This is a genomic window from Pseudotabrizicola sp. 4114, assembly GCF_031457365.1.
Lineage (GTDB): Bacteria > Pseudomonadota > Alphaproteobacteria > Rhodobacterales > Rhodobacteraceae > Pseudotabrizicola.
Genome location: NZ_JAVDWP010000004.1, coordinates 244,635 through 265,189, shown reverse-complemented (window position 1 = coordinate 265,189; position 20,555 = coordinate 244,635). Strand labels below are relative to the sequence as shown.

Annotated in this window: 18 protein-coding genes and 1 tRNA gene; 7 read left to right on the top strand and 12 right to left on the bottom strand. The window is 59.4% G+C overall.

The features are described from left to right. Nucleotides 1-102 precede the first annotated feature (102 nt). Nucleotides 103-357, top strand: a complete 255-nt coding sequence (locus J2X53_RS11405; RefSeq protein WP_118152849.1) for a DUF2312 domain-containing protein — start codon at nucleotides 103-105, stop codon at nucleotides 355-357. 42 nt (nucleotides 358-399) lie between these two features. Here J2X53_RS11405 and J2X53_RS11400 read toward each other — a convergent pair whose 3' ends face one another. Further along, nucleotides 400-1,272: a hypothetical protein gene (locus J2X53_RS11400; RefSeq protein ID WP_349037610.1), complete on the bottom strand. Its 873-nt coding sequence runs from the start codon at nucleotides 1,270-1,272 to the stop codon at nucleotides 400-402. 189 nt (nucleotides 1,273-1,461) lie between these two features. Here J2X53_RS11400 and J2X53_RS11395 point away from each other — a divergent pair, with 189 nt between their 5' ends. After that, complete coding sequence (locus J2X53_RS11395; RefSeq protein ID WP_349037609.1) at nucleotides 1,462-3,123, top strand: iron ABC transporter permease; 1,662 nt, start codon at nucleotides 1,462-1,464, stop codon at nucleotides 3,121-3,123. A gap of 43 nt (nucleotides 3,124-3,166) precedes the next feature. Next, a tRNA-Thr gene (locus tag J2X53_RS11390) sits at nucleotides 3,167-3,242 on the top strand. A gap of 1,223 nt (nucleotides 3,243-4,465) precedes the next feature. Here J2X53_RS11390 and J2X53_RS11385 read toward each other — a convergent pair. Further along, a complete protein-coding gene (locus tag J2X53_RS11385) occupies nucleotides 4,466-4,858 on the bottom strand; it encodes a hypothetical protein (protein WP_349037608.1) in 393 nt (130 codons plus the stop codon). A gap of 149 nt (nucleotides 4,859-5,007) precedes the next feature. On the opposite strand from J2X53_RS11385, the gene J2X53_RS11380 reads away from it, so the two are divergent. From J2X53_RS11380 to J2X53_RS11370, 3 genes are all read left to right on the top strand, one after another. Beyond that, complete coding sequence (locus J2X53_RS11380; RefSeq protein ID WP_349037607.1) at nucleotides 5,008-5,652, top strand: hypothetical protein; 645 nt, start codon at nucleotides 5,008-5,010, stop codon at nucleotides 5,650-5,652. After that, a complete protein-coding gene (locus tag J2X53_RS11375; RefSeq protein WP_349037606.1) occupies nucleotides 5,649-5,936 on the top strand; it encodes a hypothetical protein in 288 nt (95 codons plus the stop codon). The genes J2X53_RS11380 and J2X53_RS11375 overlap by 4 nt, the downstream gene beginning before the upstream one ends. Before the next feature lie 83 nt (nucleotides 5,937-6,019). Then, nucleotides 6,020-6,967 carry a DUF4238 domain-containing protein gene (locus tag J2X53_RS11370; protein WP_349037605.1) on the top strand — a complete coding sequence of 316 codons (948 nt, stop codon included), beginning with the start codon at nucleotides 6,020-6,022 and terminating at the stop codon, nucleotides 6,965-6,967. A 166-nt stretch (nucleotides 6,968-7,133) separates the two neighbouring features. Here the strand turns inward: J2X53_RS11370 and J2X53_RS11365 are convergent, their stop codons facing one another. The 10 genes from J2X53_RS11365 to ytfQ all read right to left on the bottom strand — a co-directional run bounded on the left by J2X53_RS11365 (nucleotide 7,134) and on the right by ytfQ (nucleotide 19,015). Then, nucleotides 7,134-9,926 (bottom strand): DUF5906 domain-containing protein, encoded by a 2,793-nt coding sequence (locus tag J2X53_RS11365; RefSeq protein WP_349037604.1) that lies wholly within the window; start codon nucleotides 9,924-9,926, stop codon nucleotides 7,134-7,136. A 121-nt stretch (nucleotides 9,927-10,047) separates the two neighbouring features. Further along, nucleotides 10,048-10,944, bottom strand: a complete 897-nt coding sequence (locus J2X53_RS11360) for a hypothetical protein (protein ID WP_349037603.1) — start codon at nucleotides 10,942-10,944, stop codon at nucleotides 10,048-10,050. After that, nucleotides 10,941-11,138: an AlpA family phage regulatory protein gene (locus J2X53_RS11355; protein ID WP_349037602.1), complete on the bottom strand. Its 198-nt coding sequence runs from the start codon at nucleotides 11,136-11,138 to the stop codon at nucleotides 10,941-10,943. The genes J2X53_RS11360 and J2X53_RS11355 overlap by 4 nt, the downstream gene beginning before the upstream one ends. Before the next feature lie 116 nt (nucleotides 11,139-11,254). Further along, a complete protein-coding gene (locus J2X53_RS11350) occupies nucleotides 11,255-12,154 on the bottom strand; it encodes a hypothetical protein (RefSeq protein ID WP_349037601.1) in 900 nt (299 codons plus the stop codon). Continuing rightward, a complete protein-coding gene (locus J2X53_RS11345) occupies nucleotides 12,151-13,383 on the bottom strand; it encodes an integrase family protein (protein WP_349037600.1) in 1,233 nt (410 codons plus the stop codon). Before J2X53_RS11345 ends, J2X53_RS11350 begins: the two co-directional genes overlap by 4 nt. 277 nt (nucleotides 13,384-13,660) lie before the next feature. Further along, entirely contained in the window at nucleotides 13,661-14,404 is a 744-nt protein-coding gene (locus J2X53_RS11340; protein WP_349037599.1) for a FadR/GntR family transcriptional regulator, read from the bottom strand. Nucleotide 14,405: 1 nt separating this feature from the next. Beyond that, nucleotides 14,406-15,404 (bottom strand): galactofuranose ABC transporter, permease protein YjfF, encoded by a 999-nt coding sequence (gene yjfF / locus J2X53_RS11335; RefSeq protein WP_349037598.1) that lies wholly within the window; start codon nucleotides 15,402-15,404, stop codon nucleotides 14,406-14,408. Continuing rightward, on the bottom strand, nucleotides 15,401-16,417 hold the full coding sequence (locus J2X53_RS11330) for an ABC transporter permease (RefSeq protein ID WP_349037597.1): 1,017 nt from the start codon (nucleotides 16,415-16,417) through the stop codon (nucleotides 15,401-15,403). The genes yjfF and J2X53_RS11330 overlap by 4 nt, the downstream gene beginning before the upstream one ends. Then, nucleotides 16,414-17,940: a sugar ABC transporter ATP-binding protein gene (locus J2X53_RS11325; protein WP_349037596.1), complete on the bottom strand. Its 1,527-nt coding sequence runs from the start codon at nucleotides 17,938-17,940 to the stop codon at nucleotides 16,414-16,416. The genes J2X53_RS11330 and J2X53_RS11325 overlap by 4 nt, the downstream gene beginning before the upstream one ends. Before the next feature lie 103 nt (nucleotides 17,941-18,043). Then, complete coding sequence (gene ytfQ, locus J2X53_RS11320; RefSeq protein ID WP_349037595.1) at nucleotides 18,044-19,015, bottom strand: galactofuranose ABC transporter, galactofuranose-binding protein YtfQ; 972 nt, start codon at nucleotides 19,013-19,015, stop codon at nucleotides 18,044-18,046. Nucleotides 19,016-19,415: 400 nt separating this feature from the next. On the opposite strand from ytfQ, the gene J2X53_RS11315 reads away from it, so the two are divergent. Beyond that, nucleotides 19,416-20,552: a glycosyltransferase family 2 protein gene (locus J2X53_RS11315; protein WP_349037594.1), complete on the top strand. Its 1,137-nt coding sequence runs from the start codon at nucleotides 19,416-19,418 to the stop codon at nucleotides 20,550-20,552. Nucleotides 20,553-20,555 lie beyond the last annotated feature (3 nt).

Here is a 20,555-nt window from a genome sequence, read left to right as displayed (position 1 = left end):
TGGTTCCGCGCCGCCTAGCCCAGCTTTGGCTTGCGCGCAAGCCTTGAACCCATCACGGGGCCACGGTAGGGATGGCGCCAAACAGCACAGCATGAGGCGATGATGAGCGACGTAACTGACAACTATTCCGTGACAGCCGACGAATTGCGCCAGTTCATCGAACGGGCCGAACAGCTGGCGTCTGAAAAGAAAGACATCGCCGAGCAGGAAAAGGAGTTGTTTGCCGAGGCCAAGGGTCGGGGCTACGACACCAAGGTGATGCGCAAGGTGATTGCGCTGCGCAAGCGCAAGCCCGATGAGATCGCCGAAGAAGAAGCGGTGCTGGAAATGTACAAGACCGCGCTGGGCATGGCCTGAACGCAGACGGCAAAGGGGCGCTTGCGCCCCTTTTTCATTTGCTCAGGCCGAAATGAAGGTGACCCCCGGCATCGCCCGGATGCGCGCCACGTCTTCGTGATAGGCGGCGGTCAGGGCGGCAACCGTGTCTTCGGTCCAGCCCGGCACCTCCAGCTCCATCTCGACCTGATCGGGCAGGGCGAATTTGTCGAGGAAGGCCGAGACGATGCGGCGGCGCTGGGTTGCCGTCTGCACCGGATGGCTGTCGATATAGGCGTTCATCCGCGTCAGACCTTCGGGCGACATGATCATGCTGATCAGCTCGTCAGTATCCGTCAGCGCCGTGCCTTCGCCGTGGCCTGACACTGCCTGCAGCACCTCGGGCCAGATCAGCGGCGTGTCTTCGTCGCACCAGATGGTAAAGGGCACGCCGGGGTTGTTGACCAGCACATCCTCGATCACCTCGGACCAGTGCAGATCCAGCGGATCAATGCCGGCCATGAACTGCTCAAAGCTCTTGTCGCGCAGTTTGGCATAAAGCTCGGGCAGAAAGGTGGCGGGGTTGCGGATGGCCAGATGGAATTCGGCCTCGATCTCGGGGAAGATCTGGGTAAAGGCGCGGACCCGTTCCGCCGCTGCGGGATAAAGCCGCTCTTTCAGCACCCATTGCGGAAAGGACAGGAAATTATCCCATGACAGGATCAGCCGTTCGGCCCGGTCCTCTTCCATGATCTGTTCCAGCACCAGCGCCTGCGTGTCGCGCCCGGCGGGCTGGCCCTTGAGCGTGATGGCGGTGTCGCGCAGCAAAGACCGATAGCGCGCGGGGCCGGGCACCACGATGCCTTGCTCGCCCAGGGTCTGGCGGTTTTTCAGCAGGCACCGCAGCAGACGTTCTTCGTCGGTGCAATGGGCGCCAAGGTGATAGACGATACGCATCCTGCTCTGGACCTGTCCTGTTCTTGATTGTGGCGGACTATAGGCCCATTCCTTTGGGATGACACGGGGGATGACACAGAGTGCCGCAGAAGAATTGCCGACAGAGTCCGTCAGGCCACGCTTGCGGGGCGGCTGATCTGGCGGCTGATCTGGACAGGGCAGGGCGCGCGGTGCTATCGGGGGGACAGGATGACCCAGCAAAACACTCAAGTTCCCCGCCGCCCCACCCTGCGCCTGCCGCGCCCTGATCTGTGGACTCTGGGCGCGATTGCGATTGCGGTGGTGGTTCTGGCCCCGATGGCCTCGGTGCTGTGGATCGCGTTTCACCCGACCGAGAACATCTGGCCGCATCTGTCATCGACGGTGCTGCCGCGCTATCTGGGCAATACGCTGGTGCTGATGCTGGGGGTGGCGGTGCTGACGGCGATGGTGGGCACCGGGGCGGCCTGGCTGACCACGATGTACCGCTTTCCGGGCCGCAACTGGCTGGATTATGTGCTGCTGTTCCCGCTGGCGATCCCGGCCTATGTGGGGGCCTATGCGCTGGTCGATTTCCTGCAATATGCCGGGCCGGTGCAGACCAGCCTGCGCGGGCTGATGGGATACGAGTCGGCGCGCGACTACTGGTTCCCGCAGGTGCGTTCGCGCGGGATGGCCATCGTGGTGCTGTCGGCGGCGCTGTACCCTTACGTCTATCTGCTGGCGCGCGCCGCGTTCCGCGAACAGTCGGGCGGATCCTATGAGGTGGCGCGCGCGCTTGGCTGCGGTCCGTGGCGGCTGTTTGGCCGGGTCGGCCTGCCGCTGGCGCGGCCTGCGATTGCAACGGGCGTGGCGCTGGCGCTGATGGAGACGGTGGCCGATTACGGCACGGTGCAGTATTTCGGCGTGCAGACCCTGACCACCGGGATTTTCTCGACCTGGCTGAACGGCAACAACGCCGGTGGTGCCGCGCAGATTGCGGGCGTGGTGCTGGTGCTGATCTTTGTCTTGCTGGGGCTGGAGCGGGTCAGCCGCCGCAATGCCCGCTTTCACCGCGTCGGGCGCTCGGCGCGGCCCGTGGAGCCTGCGGTGATGCCGCGCGGCGCGGGCTGGATCGCCTGTGCGCTGTGCCTGCTGCCGGTCTTGGCCGGGTTTGTGCTGCCGGTGGCGATGATGAGTTGGCACGCGCTGCGCCGCCCCGAGGTCTGGCTGTCGCCGGGGCTGACCCGGGCCTTTGTCAACACGCTGATCACCGGCGGGGTGGCGGCCTGCCTGACCGTGGCGGCGTCGATTTTTCTGGTCTACGGCTTGCGGATGGCGCATCGGGCGGCGGCGCGCTGGGTCTTGCCGGTGACCACGCTGGGCTATGCCGCCCCCGGCGCGGTGCTGGCGGTCGGCATCCTGATCCCGCTGGCGGCGCTGGATCACAAGCTGGCCGACGCGGTGCTGGCGGTGACGGGCTGGGACCCGGGGCTGATGCTGACCGGTACGGCGGCGGCGCTGGTGCTGGCCTATTCGGTGCGGTTCTTTGGCGTGGCGCAGGGGGCGGTCGACGCGGCCTTCGGCCGGATCTCGCCCTCACTGCCGATGGCGGCGCGGTCGCTGGGGCGCTCGCCGGGCGGCGCGCTCAGGGCCGTGCATCTGCCGCTGATGCGCGGTTCTGTCGCGACGGCGCTTTTGGTGGTGTTTGTCGATTGCGTCAAGGAATTGCCCGCCACCCTTCTGTTGCGTCCGTTCAACTACAACACGCTTGCGACGCGGGTGTTTGAACTCGCCAGTCTGGAGCGGCTGGAAGAGGCCGCCCCCGCCGCGCTGATGGTGATGGCGGTCGGTCTGCTGGCCGTCGCCCTGATGGCCCGCGCCAACCGCTGAGGGGCTTGCACCCGCCGCAAAGCGCGGTTATTTCAAGCGCAGTGCCTCTATAGCTCAGCTGGTAGAGCACCTGATTTGTAATCAGGGGGTCGCGGGTTCAAATCCTGCTGGGGGCACCATTTTTAATCAAATAAAAACAATGACTTACGCGAGAAGTCTTCGGGTTGCCCGTAAAGCTTGATCGCAACTGTCAGACATATGGCAGACATCTTGGCGGTTTCCACATGGGTATCTGGCAATGCCTCGGACAGTCGGATTCGCGCGCAGGCGCACCTCAAGGCACTGATCGGGATGCCAAATCCTGCGCCGAGGGGAAAACCCGACCAAAAATCCGCCCCATATGTAAGTCGATTAACCCCGGCAGCCTGACCCCCACCCCCCACCTACCTAGGGGGGGGGCATCTTCGTGCGCCTCCATCATACATCGCTACCGACTACCTCGCACCACCAAAGGTCGAAACAATCGGATTCGGTACAGCGGACAATGCCCGAGCAGACAGCTGAGGGCCGGAATCAGACATGGGGCTGAAACCTGGATCACAGCGGCGCTGATGTTCGCATGACACGCGATATGCGACGCCCCATGACACGCTCGCAAATCCGCATCACAGCGCGGCATCCATGCACGACACGCAGCGCTCAGCCGTCACGCGCGAACGCATGTCCCTCGCCCTCAGTCGAAACGCACAGCAGCAGCGAACCCAAGACACGCGGACGACGATCACGACCCCACACATGAAGCGCAGCACAACACTTCCGGACCCTTAGCGTCCACAGTGTGAGTGGTGCGGGGCAGGGGCCGAATAAGGATATGCAGGGCGATCCGGTGCTTGGGCCATCCGCGGGAACGGCACTGATACCCGCCCGCTTGAACCTTTCTTACAAATCTCTCTTGATCCTATTGAAAATACTTCAATATAATCAATGTTGTAAGAGTGTTAGATTTGTTAGATGGAAATTAAAGAGTATAGAGAAATATTGAAGTGGAGGGGGAATAATATAGGGTTTCAGGAGAAATCTTACAGATCGCAAAATCGACAATTCGTCTATACAAATCAATCGGTTCCCTGTAAGATTTGGGGCTTTAGAACTTTCTAACACATGAGGTACGTCGCTCGGTACATGAAGTTTTTCGCTATTTTGACGCGGAGTTATTCGCTATTTCCGCTTTGATGCCGCCCACCAAATTAGATCTGATATGGTTCATAAACCAATTTCTCGTTAGACCAAATAAGCTAATGAGGGGACATCGATATGCAGTCATCGCCAAGCACAGACGCTTTTCATCACCCCACTGTGGATGCTAAAAGGGAACGGCAAAGCGAGGCGAGAGCAAGTAGGTTCAGTTCCGAGCGTGGACCCTGAGCGCAGCTTGTGACTTCTCAGCCATTGCCTCCCAAGAGATGGGATCAGTAAACGGCACAAGCAGCAGACCAGAGATATTCATCGTTGCGGCAGCAGCTTGCTTCTGTGCCTCGTCTCGAACCGTGATCAGCTTGAACAGGCGGTCGAATGCCTTTGCGGCATGTTCGGACTCAGCCCGGGTAATGTCATCCATCCCCATATAGGTTTCAAACTCGATCTTCAATTCATCAAGCGATTGGCATTCTTGAAACCTGACAGGCCGGACACGTTTCGCTTTCTCGGCAAAGAGCAGTTTGGCGGCGTCAACGTCGCCCCCTTTAGCCCGCAGTGTCAAGCCAAGGATAATTCGCTCCTCGTCCTGCTCGTCCATATCGCCCTCGCAATCATAATTCACCTCATTATACGGGCGAACGCATTTCAATCAATCTCCTATGATCTAATTCGCCATGAATGAACGAAATTACCGTTTGATTGAGTGGGGTGGTTAAATTAAAATAATCGCAATAAGGGGAATTAGCGATGAAGCAGGGCGGCTCAATAGAGGAATACAGATTCCGCAGTCTGTTGGATCATGCGGTCCAGTATCGGGCGCTGATGGGCGGGGTTCAACTATATGGTCCTCCCTTGTCTGAAAACCTCCCGCAGTCGAACCTTCTCTATGGGCGGTTCTGGCACTCAAGGAATGACCTGTTCGACTCCCTGAAAGAGCTATGGGGTTACTGCCGCAACCATCGCGGCAATCATGGCTTGGATCATGTCCATGTCTACGCTCTGGACGGGCGGGAGGGGACTCGCAAGTTTCATGCCTACCTGTGGAAGCCTGAAACGGGCGACGCCATGCTTCCCCTAGATTATGGGCGCGCCATCGACCCACACAATCGCGCCTATTCTGCCTTTATCCTCAGAACACTGCTTGAGCAGAAAAAGGCGATCAAAACGTCCACAGTGGTCAAGAGAGCGCTGCCCTTGGCCCAGCATCATTTTGGCTCAGGCGTCAGCGACGAGACGTTAGGGGTACTGCTGCATAAGGCCCTGAAAGTGATGATAGCTTCTGAACCCCTGATCTATTCCAAAGAGTTGATCAATCCACGTTCCCCGACTGGCCGATACACGACGGTCGAGCATCTGGGCATCTACGACAAGGACGCGACATGGCTACTATGATCCCCCTCGACTTCGCCGCCTATGAACCCAAACTGACCCCAGAAGCGCAGGAGCGCTTTGAGCGTTGGCGGGTGATCTATGATGACATGGCCCACCATTGCAGGCAGGCCGGGGATTGGTCGTGGGCCGGGGAACTGGTTTACAAGGTCGCATCGGTCAAGCGCATGTGCCGCAAAATGCCCCAGCCCGTCAGCCTCGAGCACATGGAAACCATCATCGAACTGGTCAGCGAACACCACCGCTTGCCCGTGAAGCATAACCCTGTGGTCACTCTGACGGCCTGATCCCGCAACCTGAACTTGCTTGCCAAGCGTTCGCGCCCCGCGCTAGTGGTGGAAGGAGTTTACACTTAACCACTGGTGCGGCATTGGCCACTAAAGCGAACCATCACTACATTCCGCAATTCTACCTTCGGGGTTTTTCTGCTGGCGTTGGCCGACAGGCTCAAGTCTTTGTATTTGACAGCGATATCAAAAAGTCATTCACAACGCTGGTTAGGAATATTGGAAGCCGCAGGCATTTTAACCGGGTCGAAGCGCATGGTGTTGAGCCAAATCACATCGAAGACGCCATGTCCGAGATTGAGGCCAAGATTGCCCCGCACCTACAGCAGGTCATCGAAGCGAAGGCATTTCCCAGCCCTGAACACTTCAACTCAATTATGAACCTCATTGCGTTGACATCTGTTCGCAATCCTCGTCTTCGCGGAAACATGAGTGAATTTCACAAGCAGGTTGTTGAGCGCGTTATGGGACTGTCGATTTCAACGAAAGAGATTTGGGAATCCCAAACTAAGCAGATGCGCGAGAGCGGCGTCCCTGTAAAGGACGACCTGACGTATGAGGACATGAAGAGGTTTCACGACGAAAAGAACTATGAGATTGTTATAGATCAGACTCATCTAATTGGCCTTGAACTTAAAATGGTTGAGCCGGTGCTTGAACAGCTTTCGCAACGCAGTTGGTGTTTTGCCTGTGCGCCAGCCGGGCATCAATTCATCACCTGTGATGATCCAGCCGTGTTGAGCTGGACCGAAAAGGTCAAGCAACCGAACCCATGGTCGCCGGGTCACGGTTTGCAAAATACCATTGTGATGTTCACGCTGTCCCCGGAACTGGCACTTGTCGGGCTATTTGAGGACCTGCCCGAACGGTCGGACTATCGCCCTGAACAAGTCGTCGCCCTGAACACGGCTGTTGCGCGTCACTCGCGCAACCAGATCTATGCCAGAGACGGGGGCTTCATGTTGCACCTCAAGAACAGGCAGTTTGTGCGGGGTGACGAACTACCCCGCGTGTTCTTGGCGCGCGGATGACCCCCTGCCACTCACAGCCCCCGAAAAACCGCCCCTACACGCGCTGTCTGCGCTCGCGTATGTCAGGGGGCGCGAAAGCCCGTGACGCTGCTGCAATACAGGTTACAGCGAGCGCACGGGCGGCAGGGCGATCATGCGAGCGTCCACAGGGGGACGCGGGCGGGCATCAGCCCCGGTTCCATTCGCAGTCGGGGTCATCGCCCCAGTCATGCGCGGGGATGCTGAGGTGATCCAAGAAGCGGCGTCGGGCTTCGGCAAGGGGCGGCAGGCAGGTGCAGTGATACGAACCGGGAATCTGTCCCTTGTCGATCCCGCCAATGCTCATGCGCATTGTCCGGTTCGCCCCGTGAGTGATCGGCTTGAAGATCATCCCGACCTGAGACGGGACACCCTTCAAGTTGGGTTGCAGCTTGAGACACCGCTTCCATTCTGCCAGCGGCGTTACCCACACATCCCCGTGGATGCTGTTTCCTTGACGCTCAGACCAAATCGGCAGTTGCCCTTCTGACAGGATGGTAAAAAGAAGCTCGTTTGCACCCTTGAGCGACAATAGTTTCTGTTCACCCTTTTCCGCTGTCTGGGGTATTGCGCGGGGGTTGAAGTTGGAAATATCCAAATCCCTCAAGTAGCGCATGAAGGCCGGAAGTTCAGCCCGATAGCCCAAATACCCTGTCCTTTCGTTTGGATAGTATGCGTCCCAAAACGAATGGGTTGGACCAAAGATTGCCGAAACCCGCAGAACAAGATAACGGCGGTCGCTTGCTTCGATCTGCACGGCATGACGTTGGTTTGTGGTCAAGAATAGGCGCGCGTAGTTTCTGGCCGTCTTAACGTCCTTGAACTTACCCTCAAGCGCAACAAACTCGTCAGTGATAATGTTCTTCGCCTTGGCATTTGATGCGTCATCAACGGTCGCAAGCATTTCGGCCCCGTGAATTACCAACTTCTCCATGGTGCTGCTTGTAAACTGACCGAATACATGCTTTGGATCGCTTGTTTCAAAGCAATACTTCGCACCAATCAACTCTTTCACCAAGACTACAAGTTGCGATTTCCCTGCACCCTGCGCCCCTGAGTAAATCGCAATGGCAGCCTTGGGCAACTCCCAAGGGCGCTGAATGAGGTGAGCCAGATATTTAATCAGGTAGTCGGCCTTTTCGGGGTTCTCGGAGCAGATAACCCTCCAAAGGTGTTCGGATATGAGGGGCCAAGCAGAGCCTCCGTCAATCAAGGTCTCGTCAGCTTCAATAGCAAATCCCGTAAAGAGATTCCTGATGCGTCCGGTCGACGTATTCACAGATGGGGCGGTTGTGTCATACATCATGCGCGCGCCAATGTATTGATGATTCCCAGCTGTGCTGATCCATGCGCCAACAAAAGGTTTCTTTTCAATTTCGTCTTTCTTATGGTCGATCTCACCATAGTAGACATATTCGGAGAAGGCTTTCTGAAAGTCTCCTATAAGCTGCTCCGGTGCGTTAGGATCATCTATTTGAAAAACAACCACCTTTCCAAAATGATTCTTTACAATGTAGAATCTGGCATCAAACCATGACTTGAGGTACTCAAAGTTCCGATCCCGATGAATCCACCTGACAGCTTGGCAGATATACTGATCAAGCTGCGGAACTGTAATGTCATGGGCAAGATGAAGAGCTTTGATTTGCGCGTCTGTGCAAGCCGATGCCAGCTCGTGCTGCTCGAGTTTTCCGTATAGTTTGGCGAGTGAGCCTCTTTCCCTCTCCGAGATATAGAGAAACAGGGGTGCGATAACCTCAGCTGATGAATTGCTATGCAGCTCGTCGCGGATCATACGCTCCGCTTCTTTGCGAACCAAATGAATGACGTATTGGTTCAAAACGGCCTTATGCTCGTCCTGCCACAGGTCGGCACGAGTGTACTGCCGATCAAGGTCAATCTCACCATCGGTCGATGACGCTGCGGCTTTCTGGCGATCCGGTTCTTTCGCTATCAATGCCCTGTGCCAAGTTTCCTTGAAGGTGCGGTGCAGTTTATCAACTCTAGACTCACCACCCTTATCTTCGGCCCGCCGCACAAATCCACTATTTGCGATGACCCGGTAAACCGTATCTCCATCGGTGGTTATTTGCGCTGCAGAGCAGCAAAAGCCATACAAGGCTTCTGACCAGTCGTGCGCCTTGTTGCCATCATGATATACTGGTCCCAAGTCCCAGTCGCCCCCAAGGCGGGCGATAAGTCGCTTCTCGCTGCACTGGGCCGTGGTGATCGTAGCGACCACAGGTGGGGCTGCATCGGTGCCGTCCACCTCGTTGAACTTGCTGTGCAGCGACTTCACCTGCGATGAAATGTCCGCAATCTCCGTGGTCGCGTTTGGGGCGTCGGGCTGATGATCGCCCGTCACGACAAGGAAGGAACGGAGAAGGAGATCAATGCGGTATTCTGAGTGCTTACCGCTGGCCTTGTCAGTTGGGGGTTTGGGGCATCGCCCGACAAAGTGCCAACCCTTCCCCGATATTGATACTTCGCTATAAGTAATCGGCGTAAGCCGTTCTCGGATAAGGCGTTGCTGTCCAGCCGCACCCTCCCGATGTTTAGGGGCCACTTTGTCTAGGTCGTCCAGATCGACACAAGCGAAGGTGTTGCCGACACCCAGGACGAAGCCCAGTTCAAGGGTTGGGTCAGCTGCGATAGCCTGCATCGTCATATCGAACGTGCAGTGCATCGCGGGATCATGGGGATTGACGGGGTGGTCGGTTACGATGACCTTGCCCTGCATCAGCGAATTGGCTGTGACCTGATACGGCTTCTTGTCCCGGGCCACCATCCAGCAGTGCGTTGCCCTCATTTCCGCCGGGATGAACCTGTAACGGGTCGCGGCCAAATGTTCAGCGGGCGAGACCGCTTCATCTGTGGGCGTTACCTGCGGGATGCGAAGGGCACCGGTCGAAGCGTCAAAGGGTGTTGGAAGATTGGCCATGCGCTGCCTCAAAAGCTGGCAGAACAGGGAGAATGTCCGGCATGTGTCTGATTAAAACACGCGCCGGAACATAACCCATTCTGACAGAAGGTAAATTATTGTTCGACCCGGTGCTTGTTTGTCAGGAGGTCGATTTTTTCGCGTCTTCCAAGACTTTGTCGCGCGCCTTCTTGAACGCTGCTTGAGCCGCGGCGACGGCCTTCCCGTTGGCTTGATCTTGCCAGCGTGGGATATCCTCCACGTCAAAGCCCTCAACTGTCGCCGCTTGCTCGATGCTGATGCCCCGCGCCTCGGCCTCATGCTCAAGCCCGCGCAGGATGGTGTTAGCATGCAATTGCGTCTCCCGTGCCTGTCGAACAGCTTCCTTCTCGGCGGCGAAGTTCTCGCCCTTTCGGGGTTGCAGGGCGACTGCGGGGGGAACGCTGACCGTTGAAGTGTCCACATGGGCATATAGAACTGTCCCAGCCGCATCGACCAACCGAAGTCCCTTGCGCAAATGCTCGGGCACGAGAGGCGGCAGGTGCGGGTATTGGCTGACCATAAGGTCTTGGGGATTTGCGAGGACGTGCGGTGGTGGCGGATTGTTGAACCGCGTTGCAGCCTTTTCGAGCTCCACCACGCGATGAAGCAAACGGGCGAAGGAAGGGATACGTTCAATCAATTCGGCGATTTCGGATTTGCAGGCCGCCCGCTGTTTCACCAGAAGCGCGTAGTCGGCTTTCTGCCACTCGTCGCGTTCGGCAAGCATCAACTTATCACGGGTGTCAGCCAGCCTTGAAACAGATCCCTTGAGACGATTGAGGTGACGCCGCGTTGCAGCAGTACGCTGAATAGCCTCGTCCAGCGCAGACCCGGTGATCGCCATATCGTTCTCGGCAGCCTCATGCGTTGCCAATTCCGCCTCGACCTTTGGGATTTCAGCTTTGGCTCGCTCAATCACTGCTGTGACCTCACCGCTGTTTTTGGTATGAGTACCGGTGAGAATGTCCGAAACATCCTTTTCCAGATTATCGTTCATCTTGCCACCTCTTGAAGTGAGTTGATCCAGCCAATAATATCGCCGTAGCGCCACGCCACGGTATTTGGGCCGGTTTGCAGGGGTTTGGGGAATACGCCGCGCCGGATTTGCGCATAGAAGGTGCTGACCGAAAGTCCGGTCATTTCCGCAACCTGTTTGGCGCGCAAGAGTCTATGAGGGTCGTTGGTTTCCATGTGCGCAATCTCCACGCGTTCATGAAACTACGATAAGTGACCCGATGCAGGGGAACATCCCCCAAGTTAATTCATCAATATATCAATGCGTTGTGGTTTCCACAGGTGGCGCGCAATCAGCCCTTCTGCGCCTTCCGGTGGCGTTCCCATAGCTTGACTGCTGCGGGTTTGTCGCCATAGCTAACAAGCCCAGTGCTATAACGGCCCGGTTGTCGAAACACTTCATCAATCACTTCGCCGACCAGATGCACAGCACCGTCCCGACGTTCCCGGTCGTTCCTTTCAGCAGGAATGCCAAACTCTCGAACAACCTCCTGAACAAGAGCAAGAAACATTGCGTCACGGACCATCGGTTTGTTGCCGGGCCTTCCTTTGGGGCGGCGGGATTCTTTAAGTCGATCATCAAGGGGTTTGTGAACACTGTCTATATATCGACCGCCGTCCTTAAGGCGGGAGATGAGGCCCACCGCAAAGTCGTATATTGCTGCCCTGTCATAAGCGGACTGTTCTTTGGGCATCAGCGCAGCGTCGGTCAGCTTTTCGAGAATATCAATCTGGCGTTCTTCTGGTTCGTCTCGAAAATGGTCGTAATAATGTCCAATCCTCGATGCCGATTGGATGCGGCTATCAATGGCAATCAGAACGCTTTCCGCCGCTACCGGGCGTGGATAGGAATGCTGGTATTCTTTCAGGTTCTCACGAGCCAACTTTAGCAAGTCATCGTCGGAGGCGGTTTCTACCTGCGCCAACCTATCGCGTTCGGCGGCTCCTTTGGTGATCATTGCCGCCGCGTAGGCATTCACCGCTTGCTGATCAGCCTCCCAATACGAAGCCCAATCGGGAGCATCGGAACCGGGCGCGTCCCACCCAGAATGGGCGTGACCCATATGCTGGCGGAATGCTGAACCACCGGCACTAGCCGCATTTCGTTCGGAACGAGGGTCACGGATCAGCGCAAGCTGTGTCAGCACCCATCTCCGGGCAACCAGTGTGATTTCCTTATCCTGCTGGCTCATGACGCGATGCTGACTACCTTGGCACTGCGTTTCGTCACCAGCGCGGCCCAGCGATCAAGGACGATGGCCCGTTTGTCGAGTTGGGCCGACAGGTTATAAACGCGAGCAACGGCGCTTGCGGCTGACGCACTGGCCGAATGGTTCAGGATACGGTCAACGATCCCTTCATCTGCCCCGCCCTCGGCCATGATGGTTGCAAACGCTGTGCGGAAATCGTGGAACGTCCAAGGGGCCATGTCCTCGGGCAGCAGCTTGTCAATTTCTACCTTCACCTTGGAGAAGCCTGAAACGGAAGTTGTACCTGTGGTCGTGAACATGAGGTCACAGATCGGCTGGACCTGCCCGTTCCTCTTCTCAGCTTCCTGTTCAGCTTTTTGTTCCGCCTCTTGCTTCATAGCGGCAACGATTTCAAGCGCAGGTTCGGACAGGTGGACGATATGCGGCTTGCCGTTCTTGGTGCGCGCTCCGGGCAAGTCGATCCGCTGCTTGTCGTAGTCGATCTCCGAATGACGCAGGCCCACGATGTCCCCTCGGCGTTGCGCTGTCAGGATCAGGAGACGGACGATTGGTGTCCACAGGGGGGATAGCAAGCCCGCCGCGTCGTAGATGGCGCGCACCTCAGTCAGGGTCAGCAGGCGGTCGCGGGGCTTCTCGCGTGTCGCGCTTGGCAGGCCCAGACCGATGTTCTGGTCAATCAAGTCCCGCTTCCATGCGTAGGTTGCAAAAGCGCTCAACGCCGCCCGGTAACGATTGGCCGCAATGAGGGTGCCATTCGCAGCGACCTTTTCAACGAAGTCGCGGAGATGCTGCCGTTCCAGCTTGATGATCGGCTTATCCAGATGCTTCGCAAGCGCCGCGTCAAGCTGCTTGCGACGATCCTTGCCAGTACGAAGCTGGGCGAGGTGCCTTTTCTCATATTCATTCAGCACCATGCGCACCGTCTCGTCGCGCTTCACCTTGGCCTTGCGGTCAACCCCCTCAATCGCTTCCTTCTCAAGCGTCAGGGCTTTGTCCCGTGCTTCTGACAGACTGATGACAGGGAACCGCCCAAGGGTGTGGCTGCGCAAATTGCTTTCACCCCGGATGCGCTTCTCAAACACCCATGTCTTGATCCCGGTAGGGGCTACGCGGACCCGCAGGCCAACGCGCTTGCTGTCCGAAACGTCATACCGCTTTTCCTTCGGCTGCAACGCGGCCACCGACCGATCCGTAAGCATCACCCTTGCCATGGCCTATCCTTTTGCCAGTGTCTGCTGTCGGACATATAGCAGACAAAATTACACATCACGCATCGCTAACGCTTGCATCGCATGATAACGCGCTGCAATGTGTAGAACAACAAAAATAAAGGGTTTTCAATGCACTACACGGCACCCGCTGGAACGCCTCGGCCCGGCCTGCAATGTGTAGACTTCTTGATTTGTAATCAGGGGGTCGCGGGTTCAAATCCTGCTGGGGGCACCATTTTTCATGTTAGACTCTGACAGACGGACCGCCCGAGCGGGGTCACAGGCCGGTTGGCTTCAGCGTCCAGTGGTGATCCCGGGCCAGAATGGCGGCCATTGCCTCTGCCACCGGGGCGGGGTCGCCCTTGGTGACTGCATCGGTGAGCGCCTTGTAATGCGCTGATTTCTCAGTTGAAAACTCGGTGATGCCCGCCCGGATGCGGGCCAGTGTGGTCTGGACCACGCCGAATTCCACCAGCCCGGATGCCGCGCGCAGGAACGGGTTCTGGCTGGCCTCGCACAGGGTGCGGTGAAACTCGAACTCGGCCAGCGCATAGGGTTCGGCCAGTTCTGTCATCGCCTCGCGCTGATTCAGCCAGTAGTGCAGCATCCGCACCTGTTCGGCGGTGCGGCGGGTGGCAGCGAGCGTGGCGGTCTGCATCTCGATCGTCTCGCGCAGCTCGGTAAAGCTGGCGAGAAAGGCGGCATCCGGCCCGGCTTCCTGAATCCAGGCCAGCACCTGGCGGTCAAACAGGTTCCAGCGGCTGCGCGACAGGACACGGGTGCCGACCTTGGCCCGCGCCTCGACCAGCCCCTTTGCCTCCAGCGTTTTCAGCGCCTCGCGCAGCACCGTGCGCGACACGCCGTAGCTGTCCATCATCTCGGCATCATTGGGCAGGATCGTGCCCACCGCAAACCGCCCCGAGGCGATGCCAAGGCCGACTTCGGCAATCACATAGGAATGATAGTTCCGCGCCGTCTGCCTCCCGGAGAGCGCGCGTACGAGACTCCCCGGTTCGCTCATGTCAGGATTTCCTAAATGCCCTTTTGCGGGAGCCAAAACCTTTTTTGCCCGGCACAGAGGCCGAGAACACCAGTCTTTGCAGCAGAATGAACAAAAAGAGAAGCCCGCCGATGACGATCTTGGTCCACCAGCTGGACAGGGTGCCGTCAAACACGATGTAGGTCTGCACCAGCCCCTGTAGCATCACCCCGATGAAGGTGCCCGCGACAAAGCCATAGCCGCCGGTCAACAGGGTGCCGCCGATCACCACCGCGGCAATCGCGTCAAGCTCCACGCCAAGCGCCGACAATGAATACCCCGCCGAAGTGTAGAGCGAGAACACGATCCCCGCGATCCCGGCGAGGGTGGAAGACAGGGTATAGACCAGAATGGTGGTGCGCGCGACCGGCACCCCCATCAGCGCGGCTGAGGTCTCGTTGCCACCGAGCGCATAGACGTAGGAGCCAAAGCGGGTGCGGTGGGCCAGGATGATGCCGATGAGAAACACCGCCAGCATGATCATCGCAATCACGGTCAGCCGCCCGCCACCGGGCAGCAGGATATAGCTGCGCGAGATCGTGGTGTAGAGATCATGCTTGATGCCGATGCTGTCGGGCGACAGAACCGATGCGCCACCGCGCGCCAGAAACATGCCCGCCAGCGTGACGATAAAGGAGGGCACCTTCAGATAATGGATCGCCGCCCCCATCACCGCGCCAAAGCTGGCCGATGCCACCAGCGTGATGGCAAAGGCGACAAGGGGGTGCAGCCCGGCCCACATGATCAGCGTGGCAATCAGCACGGTGGAAAAGCCGATCACCGCCCCAACCGACAGATCAATCCCGCCAGAGATGATCACAAAGGTCATTCCCACCGCAGCGATGCCCAGAAAGGCGTTGTCGGTCAGGAAGTTGCCCAACACGCGGGTGGACAGCATCGACGGGTATTGCAGCACGGCGGCGATATAGGCCAGCAGGAAGATGGCCGTGGTCGCCAAGAGCGGGCGCAGCGCGCGGTTCATTCGGCGCTCCTTTTCGGGGGGGGTGTCAGGGGGGTAAAGCGGCGGCTGAGCCATTGCCCGGCCTGCGGCGATTGCAGCACCAGGATCAGGATGATCACCGCCGATTTGACCACCAGGTTGAACTGCGGCGAGAAGCCGGAAATCAGGATGCCGGTGTTCATCGCCTGAATGATCAGCGCGCCGACCACCGACATCGGGATCGAAAACCGCCCGCCCAGCAGCGAGGTGCCGCCCAGCACCACGGCCAGAATCGCATCCAGCTCCAGCCAGAGGCCCGCGTTGTTGGCATCGGCCCCACGAATGTCGCCCGCCACGATCAGCCCGGCGATGGCGGCGCAGAACCCGGCAAAGCTGTAGACCATGAGCAGCAGCAAGCGGCTGGAGATGCCCGCAAAGCGCGCGGCAGAGCGGTTGACGCCAACCGCCTCGATCAGCAGGCCAAGGGCGGTGCGGCGCACCGCCAGCGTGGTGATGATCATCAGCACCAGTGCGATGACCACCGGCATCGGCAGGCCCAAGAGCGCCCCGGTGCCGATGTAGCTGAGCAGCGGGTCGGAAAAGGTGACGATAGAGCCTTCGGTGATCAGCTGCGCAAGGCCACGCCCGGCGACCATCAGCACCAGCGTGGCGATGATCGGCTGAATGTCGAGATAGGTCACCAGAACCCCGTTCCAGAACCCGCAGACCAGCCCGGCCAGCAGTGCCACCGGAATGGCGATGGAGGCGGGTGTGCCGGTCGAGACCATGACGGCGGCGACGGCGCCAGAGATGGCCATGACCGCGCCGACCGACAGATCAACGCCCTTGGTCGCGATCACGGCGGTGACGCCGATGGCCAGAATGGCCACCGGCGCGCCCCGGTTCAGCACGTCGATCAGGCTGCCGAAAAACCGGCCATCCTGCCAGGTGACGGTGAAAAAGCCGGGAAACAACAGCCAGTTGATGAAGAGCACGGCGGCGAGCGCGGCAAATTGCGGGCGCAGCAGCGCCGCTGTCAGGGTCTGACGTTTCATAGCTGTGCCTCGCTCGGGATGGTGTTGTCGGCGATGGCGGCCACGATCACCGCGGGCGTGATGTCCGCGCCGTGCAGCTCGGCCACCATCTGGCGGTCACGCATCACCACCACGCGGTTGGAATAGGCCACCACCTCGTCGAGTTCGGACGAGATCACCAGCAGGGCCAACCCCTCTTCGCGCAAGCGGTTGATGGTGCGTACGATTTCGGCATGGGCGCCCACGTCGATGCCGCGCGTCGGCTCGTCCAGGATCAGAAAGGTCGGGTCATTGGCCAGCCAGCGGGCCAGGATCACCTTTTGCTGGTTGCCGCCCGACAGCAGCTTTACCGGCATGTCATGGTTGGCGGCGCGGATGTCCAGATCATCGGCATAGCGCCCGGCAATCTCGTCCTGTTCATCGCGCTGCAGGGCGCGGAACCAGCCCAGCTTGGCCTGCAGGGCGATGATGATGTTCTCGCGCACCGAGAGTTCACCGAAAATGCCGTCCAGCTTGCGGTCTTCGGGGCAAAAGCCAAAGCCGGCCATCACCGCCTGCGCCGGGTTGCGGATTTTCACCGGCTTGCCGGAGACCGTAATCTCGCCCTCATCGGCCGTATCGACGCCGAACATCAGCCGGGCCATTTCGGTGCGGCCAGACCCCAAGAGGCCCGCCACGCCCACCACTTCACCCTCATGCAGCGACAGGGTGAAGGGCGCGACGCGGCCCGCCCGGCCAAGGCCGGTAAAGGCGACCTTGATCGGCCCTTTGGCCGCCTCAGCCACGGGCAGGCTGCTGTGCGCATAGGCCAGATCCTTGCCCAGCATCATCCGCACCACCTCGGTCGCGGTGAGCGTGCTCAGGTCGCGGGTGCCGATCAACTGGCCATTGCGCAGGATCGTCACCCGGTCTGCCACGGCAAAGACCTGATCCAGAAAATGGGTGATGAAGACAATGCCAAGGCCGCGCGCCTTGAGTTTGGCCACCACTTCGAACAGCTTTTCCACCTCGTTGCGGTCAAGGCTGGCGGTGGGTTCATCGAGCACCAGCACCTTGCCGGAAAGCTCTACCGCGCGGGCGATGGCGACGATCTGTTGCACGGCGACGGAATAGCTGCCCAGTTCCGCCCGCACGTCGATATCAAGGCCATAGGTCGCCATCAGCGCGGTGGCGTGGGTCACGATGGCATGGCGCTGCACCAGACCAAAGCGGGTGGGTTGCCGCCCCAGAAACAGGTTTTCCGCGACCGACCGGTTGGGCAGCAGATTGACCTCCTGATAGACCGTGCCGATGCCAGAGCCTTGCGCGTTCAGCGGATCGGTAAAACGCACCGGCGTGCCATCCAGCAAGATCTCGCCGCCGTCGGGCTGATAGGCCCCGGTCAGGATCTTGATCAGCGTGGATTTTCCCGCACCGTTTTCGCCCAGAAGCGCATGCACCTCTCCCGGGCGCACCGCGAAATCCACACCATCCAACGCCCTGTGCTGGCCAAAGATCTTGACGATCCCCCGTGCCTCCAGCACCGGATGTGACTCACCCGTCATATCCCGCCCCCCGTTTCCTGCCTGCCACAGTTCTGCTTTTGCCCGCATAAAGCAATTCCGTCGGCGGAGGTTTCCCCGCCGACGGTTGCCTGATCGGGGTGGTTCAGTAGCCCAGACCCTTGCGGCGGTCGTATTCGCCCTGCGGGTCATCGGTGGGGGTGTAGAGTTTGGATTCGGTGATGATGAACTTCTCCGGCATGGTGCCTGCGTTCAGGAAGGCATCGAGCGCTTCAAACGCCGGGCCTGCCATGTTCGGCGTCAGCTCAACCGTGGCATTGGCTTCGCCTGCGGCCATGGCGGCAAAGATATCTGGCACGGCGTCGATCGAGACCACCAGAATGTCGCTGCCCGGCTTCAGGCCCGCATCCTTGATCGCCTGAATAGCCCCCACGGCCATGTCGTCGTTGTGGGCGTAGACCGCGCAGATATCGGCGCCGCCGCCTTCGGCTTTCAGGAAGCCTTCCATGACTTCCTTACCCTTGGAGCGGGTGAAATCGCCGGTCTGGCTGCGGATGATCGAGATGTTGGTGGCCGCGGCGATGCCTTCTTCAAAGCCTTGCTTGCGGTTGATGGCAGGGGACGAGCCGACGGTGCCCTGCAGTTCGACCACCTTGCACTCTTTGTCGCCGACGTTTTCGACCAGCCATTCGCCGGCCACGCGGCCCTCTTTAACCTGATCCGAGGCGACGGAGGTCAGATACAGATCTTCCGGCGCGTCGATGCCGCGGTCCAGCAGCACGACCGGGATTTCGGCGTCTTTCGCTTCGGTCAGCACTTCTTCCCAGCCGGTCGAGACGACGGGGGCGATCAGGATGGCGTCAACGCCCTGGGCGATGAAACCGCGCAGCGCCTTGATCTGGTTTTCCTGCTTTTGCTGGGCATCGGCAAACTTCAGATCAACGCCAAGCCGTTCGGCTTCGGCGCGTGTCACCGAGGTTTCTGCCGCGCGCCAGCCGGATTCGGACCCGATCTGCGAAAAGCCGATAACCTTGCCGGACAGCCCCTCGGCATAAGCCGTCGAAGACATGAGTGCGCCAATACCCGCGACCAGCGCGAGTTTCTTGATGATGGACATGGAATCCCTCCCTAGGATTGTGCGGCAGACGTCTCCTCCCGTCGACCTGAGAGGAGGCTAGCAAAAGTAATACTATATGTAAAATTCAATATGTGGTTGGGGTGAGGGAAAGCAAAACGGGTGTTCTGATGCGGGGGCGGAACTGCAAAGGCAGGCGGATACTGGATGAAGAAGTCATTTCAAGGTCTTGAATACAAACATATTATATATCTGTCCGATGGTGCTGCCTGTGTGCGTGCCTGATGCCCGGCAAAAACTGTCCAGGGTGCCGGTTTCGGCACTGCGGCTCTGTCGCGCATCCTGCGCTCCCCGGCGCATCAGGTGAGTCCCGGCAAAAATGCGTCCCGCAGATCTGGCCGGTTGAAGGCTGCCCCGCGAATCATACCAGACCGCAATGGGCTTGCACTGGCAAAGGCGGGCGTGGGAAGGTGAGGCGGGTATCCCGCTGCTGTGGCTGGCGCGGGAATGGTCGCCTTGCGTGCGGAGTGTGCTGTTGAAGATCCTTGCCTTCACCTGTGTCAAGAATGAGGGCCCGTTTCTGCTGGAATGGATCGCGTATCACCGTCTGATCGGGGTGACGGATTTTCTTTTCTTTTCCAACGATTGCGACGATGGCAGCGATCTGTTGCTGGACCGGCTGGCCGGTCACGGGGTGGTGCGCCATCTGCCGCACAGCGCCGCGCCGGGCAAAAGCGTGCAGTGGCAGGCGTTGCAAACGGTGGCGCGCGACCGGCTGACCGCCGGGTTTGACTGGGCGATGTTTGCCGATGTCGATGAGTTCCCCCTGATCCACGCCGGACAGCACCGGCTGGCCGATGCCATCGCTGCCGTGCCGCCCGACGCCGATGCCATCGCGATGCCGTGGCGGCTGTTCGGGGCCAGCGGCCATGTGCAGTTCGAGGACAGCCCGGTGACGGCGCAGTTCCTGCGCTCGGCCCCGGCGGATCTGTATCACCCGATTGCCGGGCGCTACATCAAGACGCTGTTCCGCCCGGCGCAGTTTCAGAAAGCCGGTGTCCACCGGCCCAAACGGCGGCCGACGGGTCCGGTGCCGGTCTGGTATGACGGTGCAGGCGCACGCCTGCCCGACGATTTTGCCGCGCGCGACAGCCAGATTGCGCTGCCGACGCTGACCGTGGGGCGCGGGGTGATCGAGCTGAACCACTACTCCCTGCGCTCGGTCGAAAGCTTTATCGTCAAGACCGCGCGCGGGTTGGCGAACCGCCGGGTCAAGACCATTGATCTGAGCTATTGGGTGGAGCGGAATTTCAACACGGTGGAAAACACCGCGATTACTCAGTGGTCCGCCGCATTGGCCACAGAGATTGCGTCGCTGCGGGCCCTGCCGGGGGTCGAAGCGTTGCACCTGCAGGGCTGCGACTGGCACCGGCAGCGCAGTGCCGCGCTGATCCGCACCGAAGAGGGCTACCGGCTCTATTGCGACTGTCTGCATGCGGCAGAATCCGCTGCCTTGCCGCGTCGGCTTGCCCTGCATCTCTACGCGGTGTTTGCCGAGCTGCGCGCGCAGGGTGCGTGAGCC

Coding starts and splice junctions, on each gene's coding strand:
- J2X53_RS11405 (WP_118152849.1), top strand. CDS start 103: ATGAGCGACGTAACTGACAACTATTCCGTGACAGCCGACGAATTGCGC.
- J2X53_RS11380 (WP_349037607.1), top strand. CDS start 5,008: ATGAAGCAGGGCGGCTCAATAGAGGAATACAGATTCCGCAGTCTGTTG.
- J2X53_RS11360 (WP_349037603.1), bottom strand. CDS start 10,944: ATGAACGATAATCTGGAAAAGGATGTTTCGGACATTCTCACCGGTACT.
- ytfQ (WP_349037595.1), bottom strand. CDS start 19,015: ATGTCCATCATCAAGAAACTCGCGCTGGTCGCGGGTATTGGCGCACTC.
- yjfF (WP_349037598.1), bottom strand. CDS start 15,404: ATGAACCGCGCGCTGCGCCCGCTCTTGGCGACCACGGCCATCTTCCTG.
- J2X53_RS11365 (WP_349037604.1), bottom strand. CDS start 9,926: ATGGCCAATCTTCCAACACCCTTTGACGCTTCGACCGGTGCCCTTCGC.
- J2X53_RS11325 (WP_349037596.1), bottom strand. CDS start 17,940: ATGACGGGTGAGTCACATCCGGTGCTGGAGGCACGGGGGATCGTCAAG.
- J2X53_RS11375 (WP_349037606.1), top strand. CDS start 5,649: ATGATCCCCCTCGACTTCGCCGCCTATGAACCCAAACTGACCCCAGAA.
- J2X53_RS11355 (WP_349037602.1), bottom strand. CDS start 11,138: ATGGAAACCAACGACCCTCATAGACTCTTGCGCGCCAAACAGGTTGCG.
- J2X53_RS11395 (WP_349037609.1), top strand. CDS start 1,462: ATGACCCAGCAAAACACTCAAGTTCCCCGCCGCCCCACCCTGCGCCTG.
- J2X53_RS11385 (WP_349037608.1), bottom strand. CDS start 4,858: ATGGACGAGCAGGACGAGGAGCGAATTATCCTTGGCTTGACACTGCGG.
- J2X53_RS11340 (WP_349037599.1), bottom strand. CDS start 14,404: ATGAGCGAACCGGGGAGTCTCGTACGCGCGCTCTCCGGGAGGCAGACG.
- J2X53_RS11400 (WP_349037610.1), bottom strand. CDS start 1,272: ATGCGTATCGTCTATCACCTTGGCGCCCATTGCACCGACGAAGAACGT.
- J2X53_RS11330 (WP_349037597.1), bottom strand. CDS start 16,417: ATGAAACGTCAGACCCTGACAGCGGCGCTGCTGCGCCCGCAATTTGCC.
- J2X53_RS11350 (WP_349037601.1), bottom strand. CDS start 12,154: ATGAGCCAGCAGGATAAGGAAATCACACTGGTTGCCCGGAGATGGGTG.
- J2X53_RS11345 (WP_349037600.1), bottom strand. CDS start 13,383: ATGGCAAGGGTGATGCTTACGGATCGGTCGGTGGCCGCGTTGCAGCCG.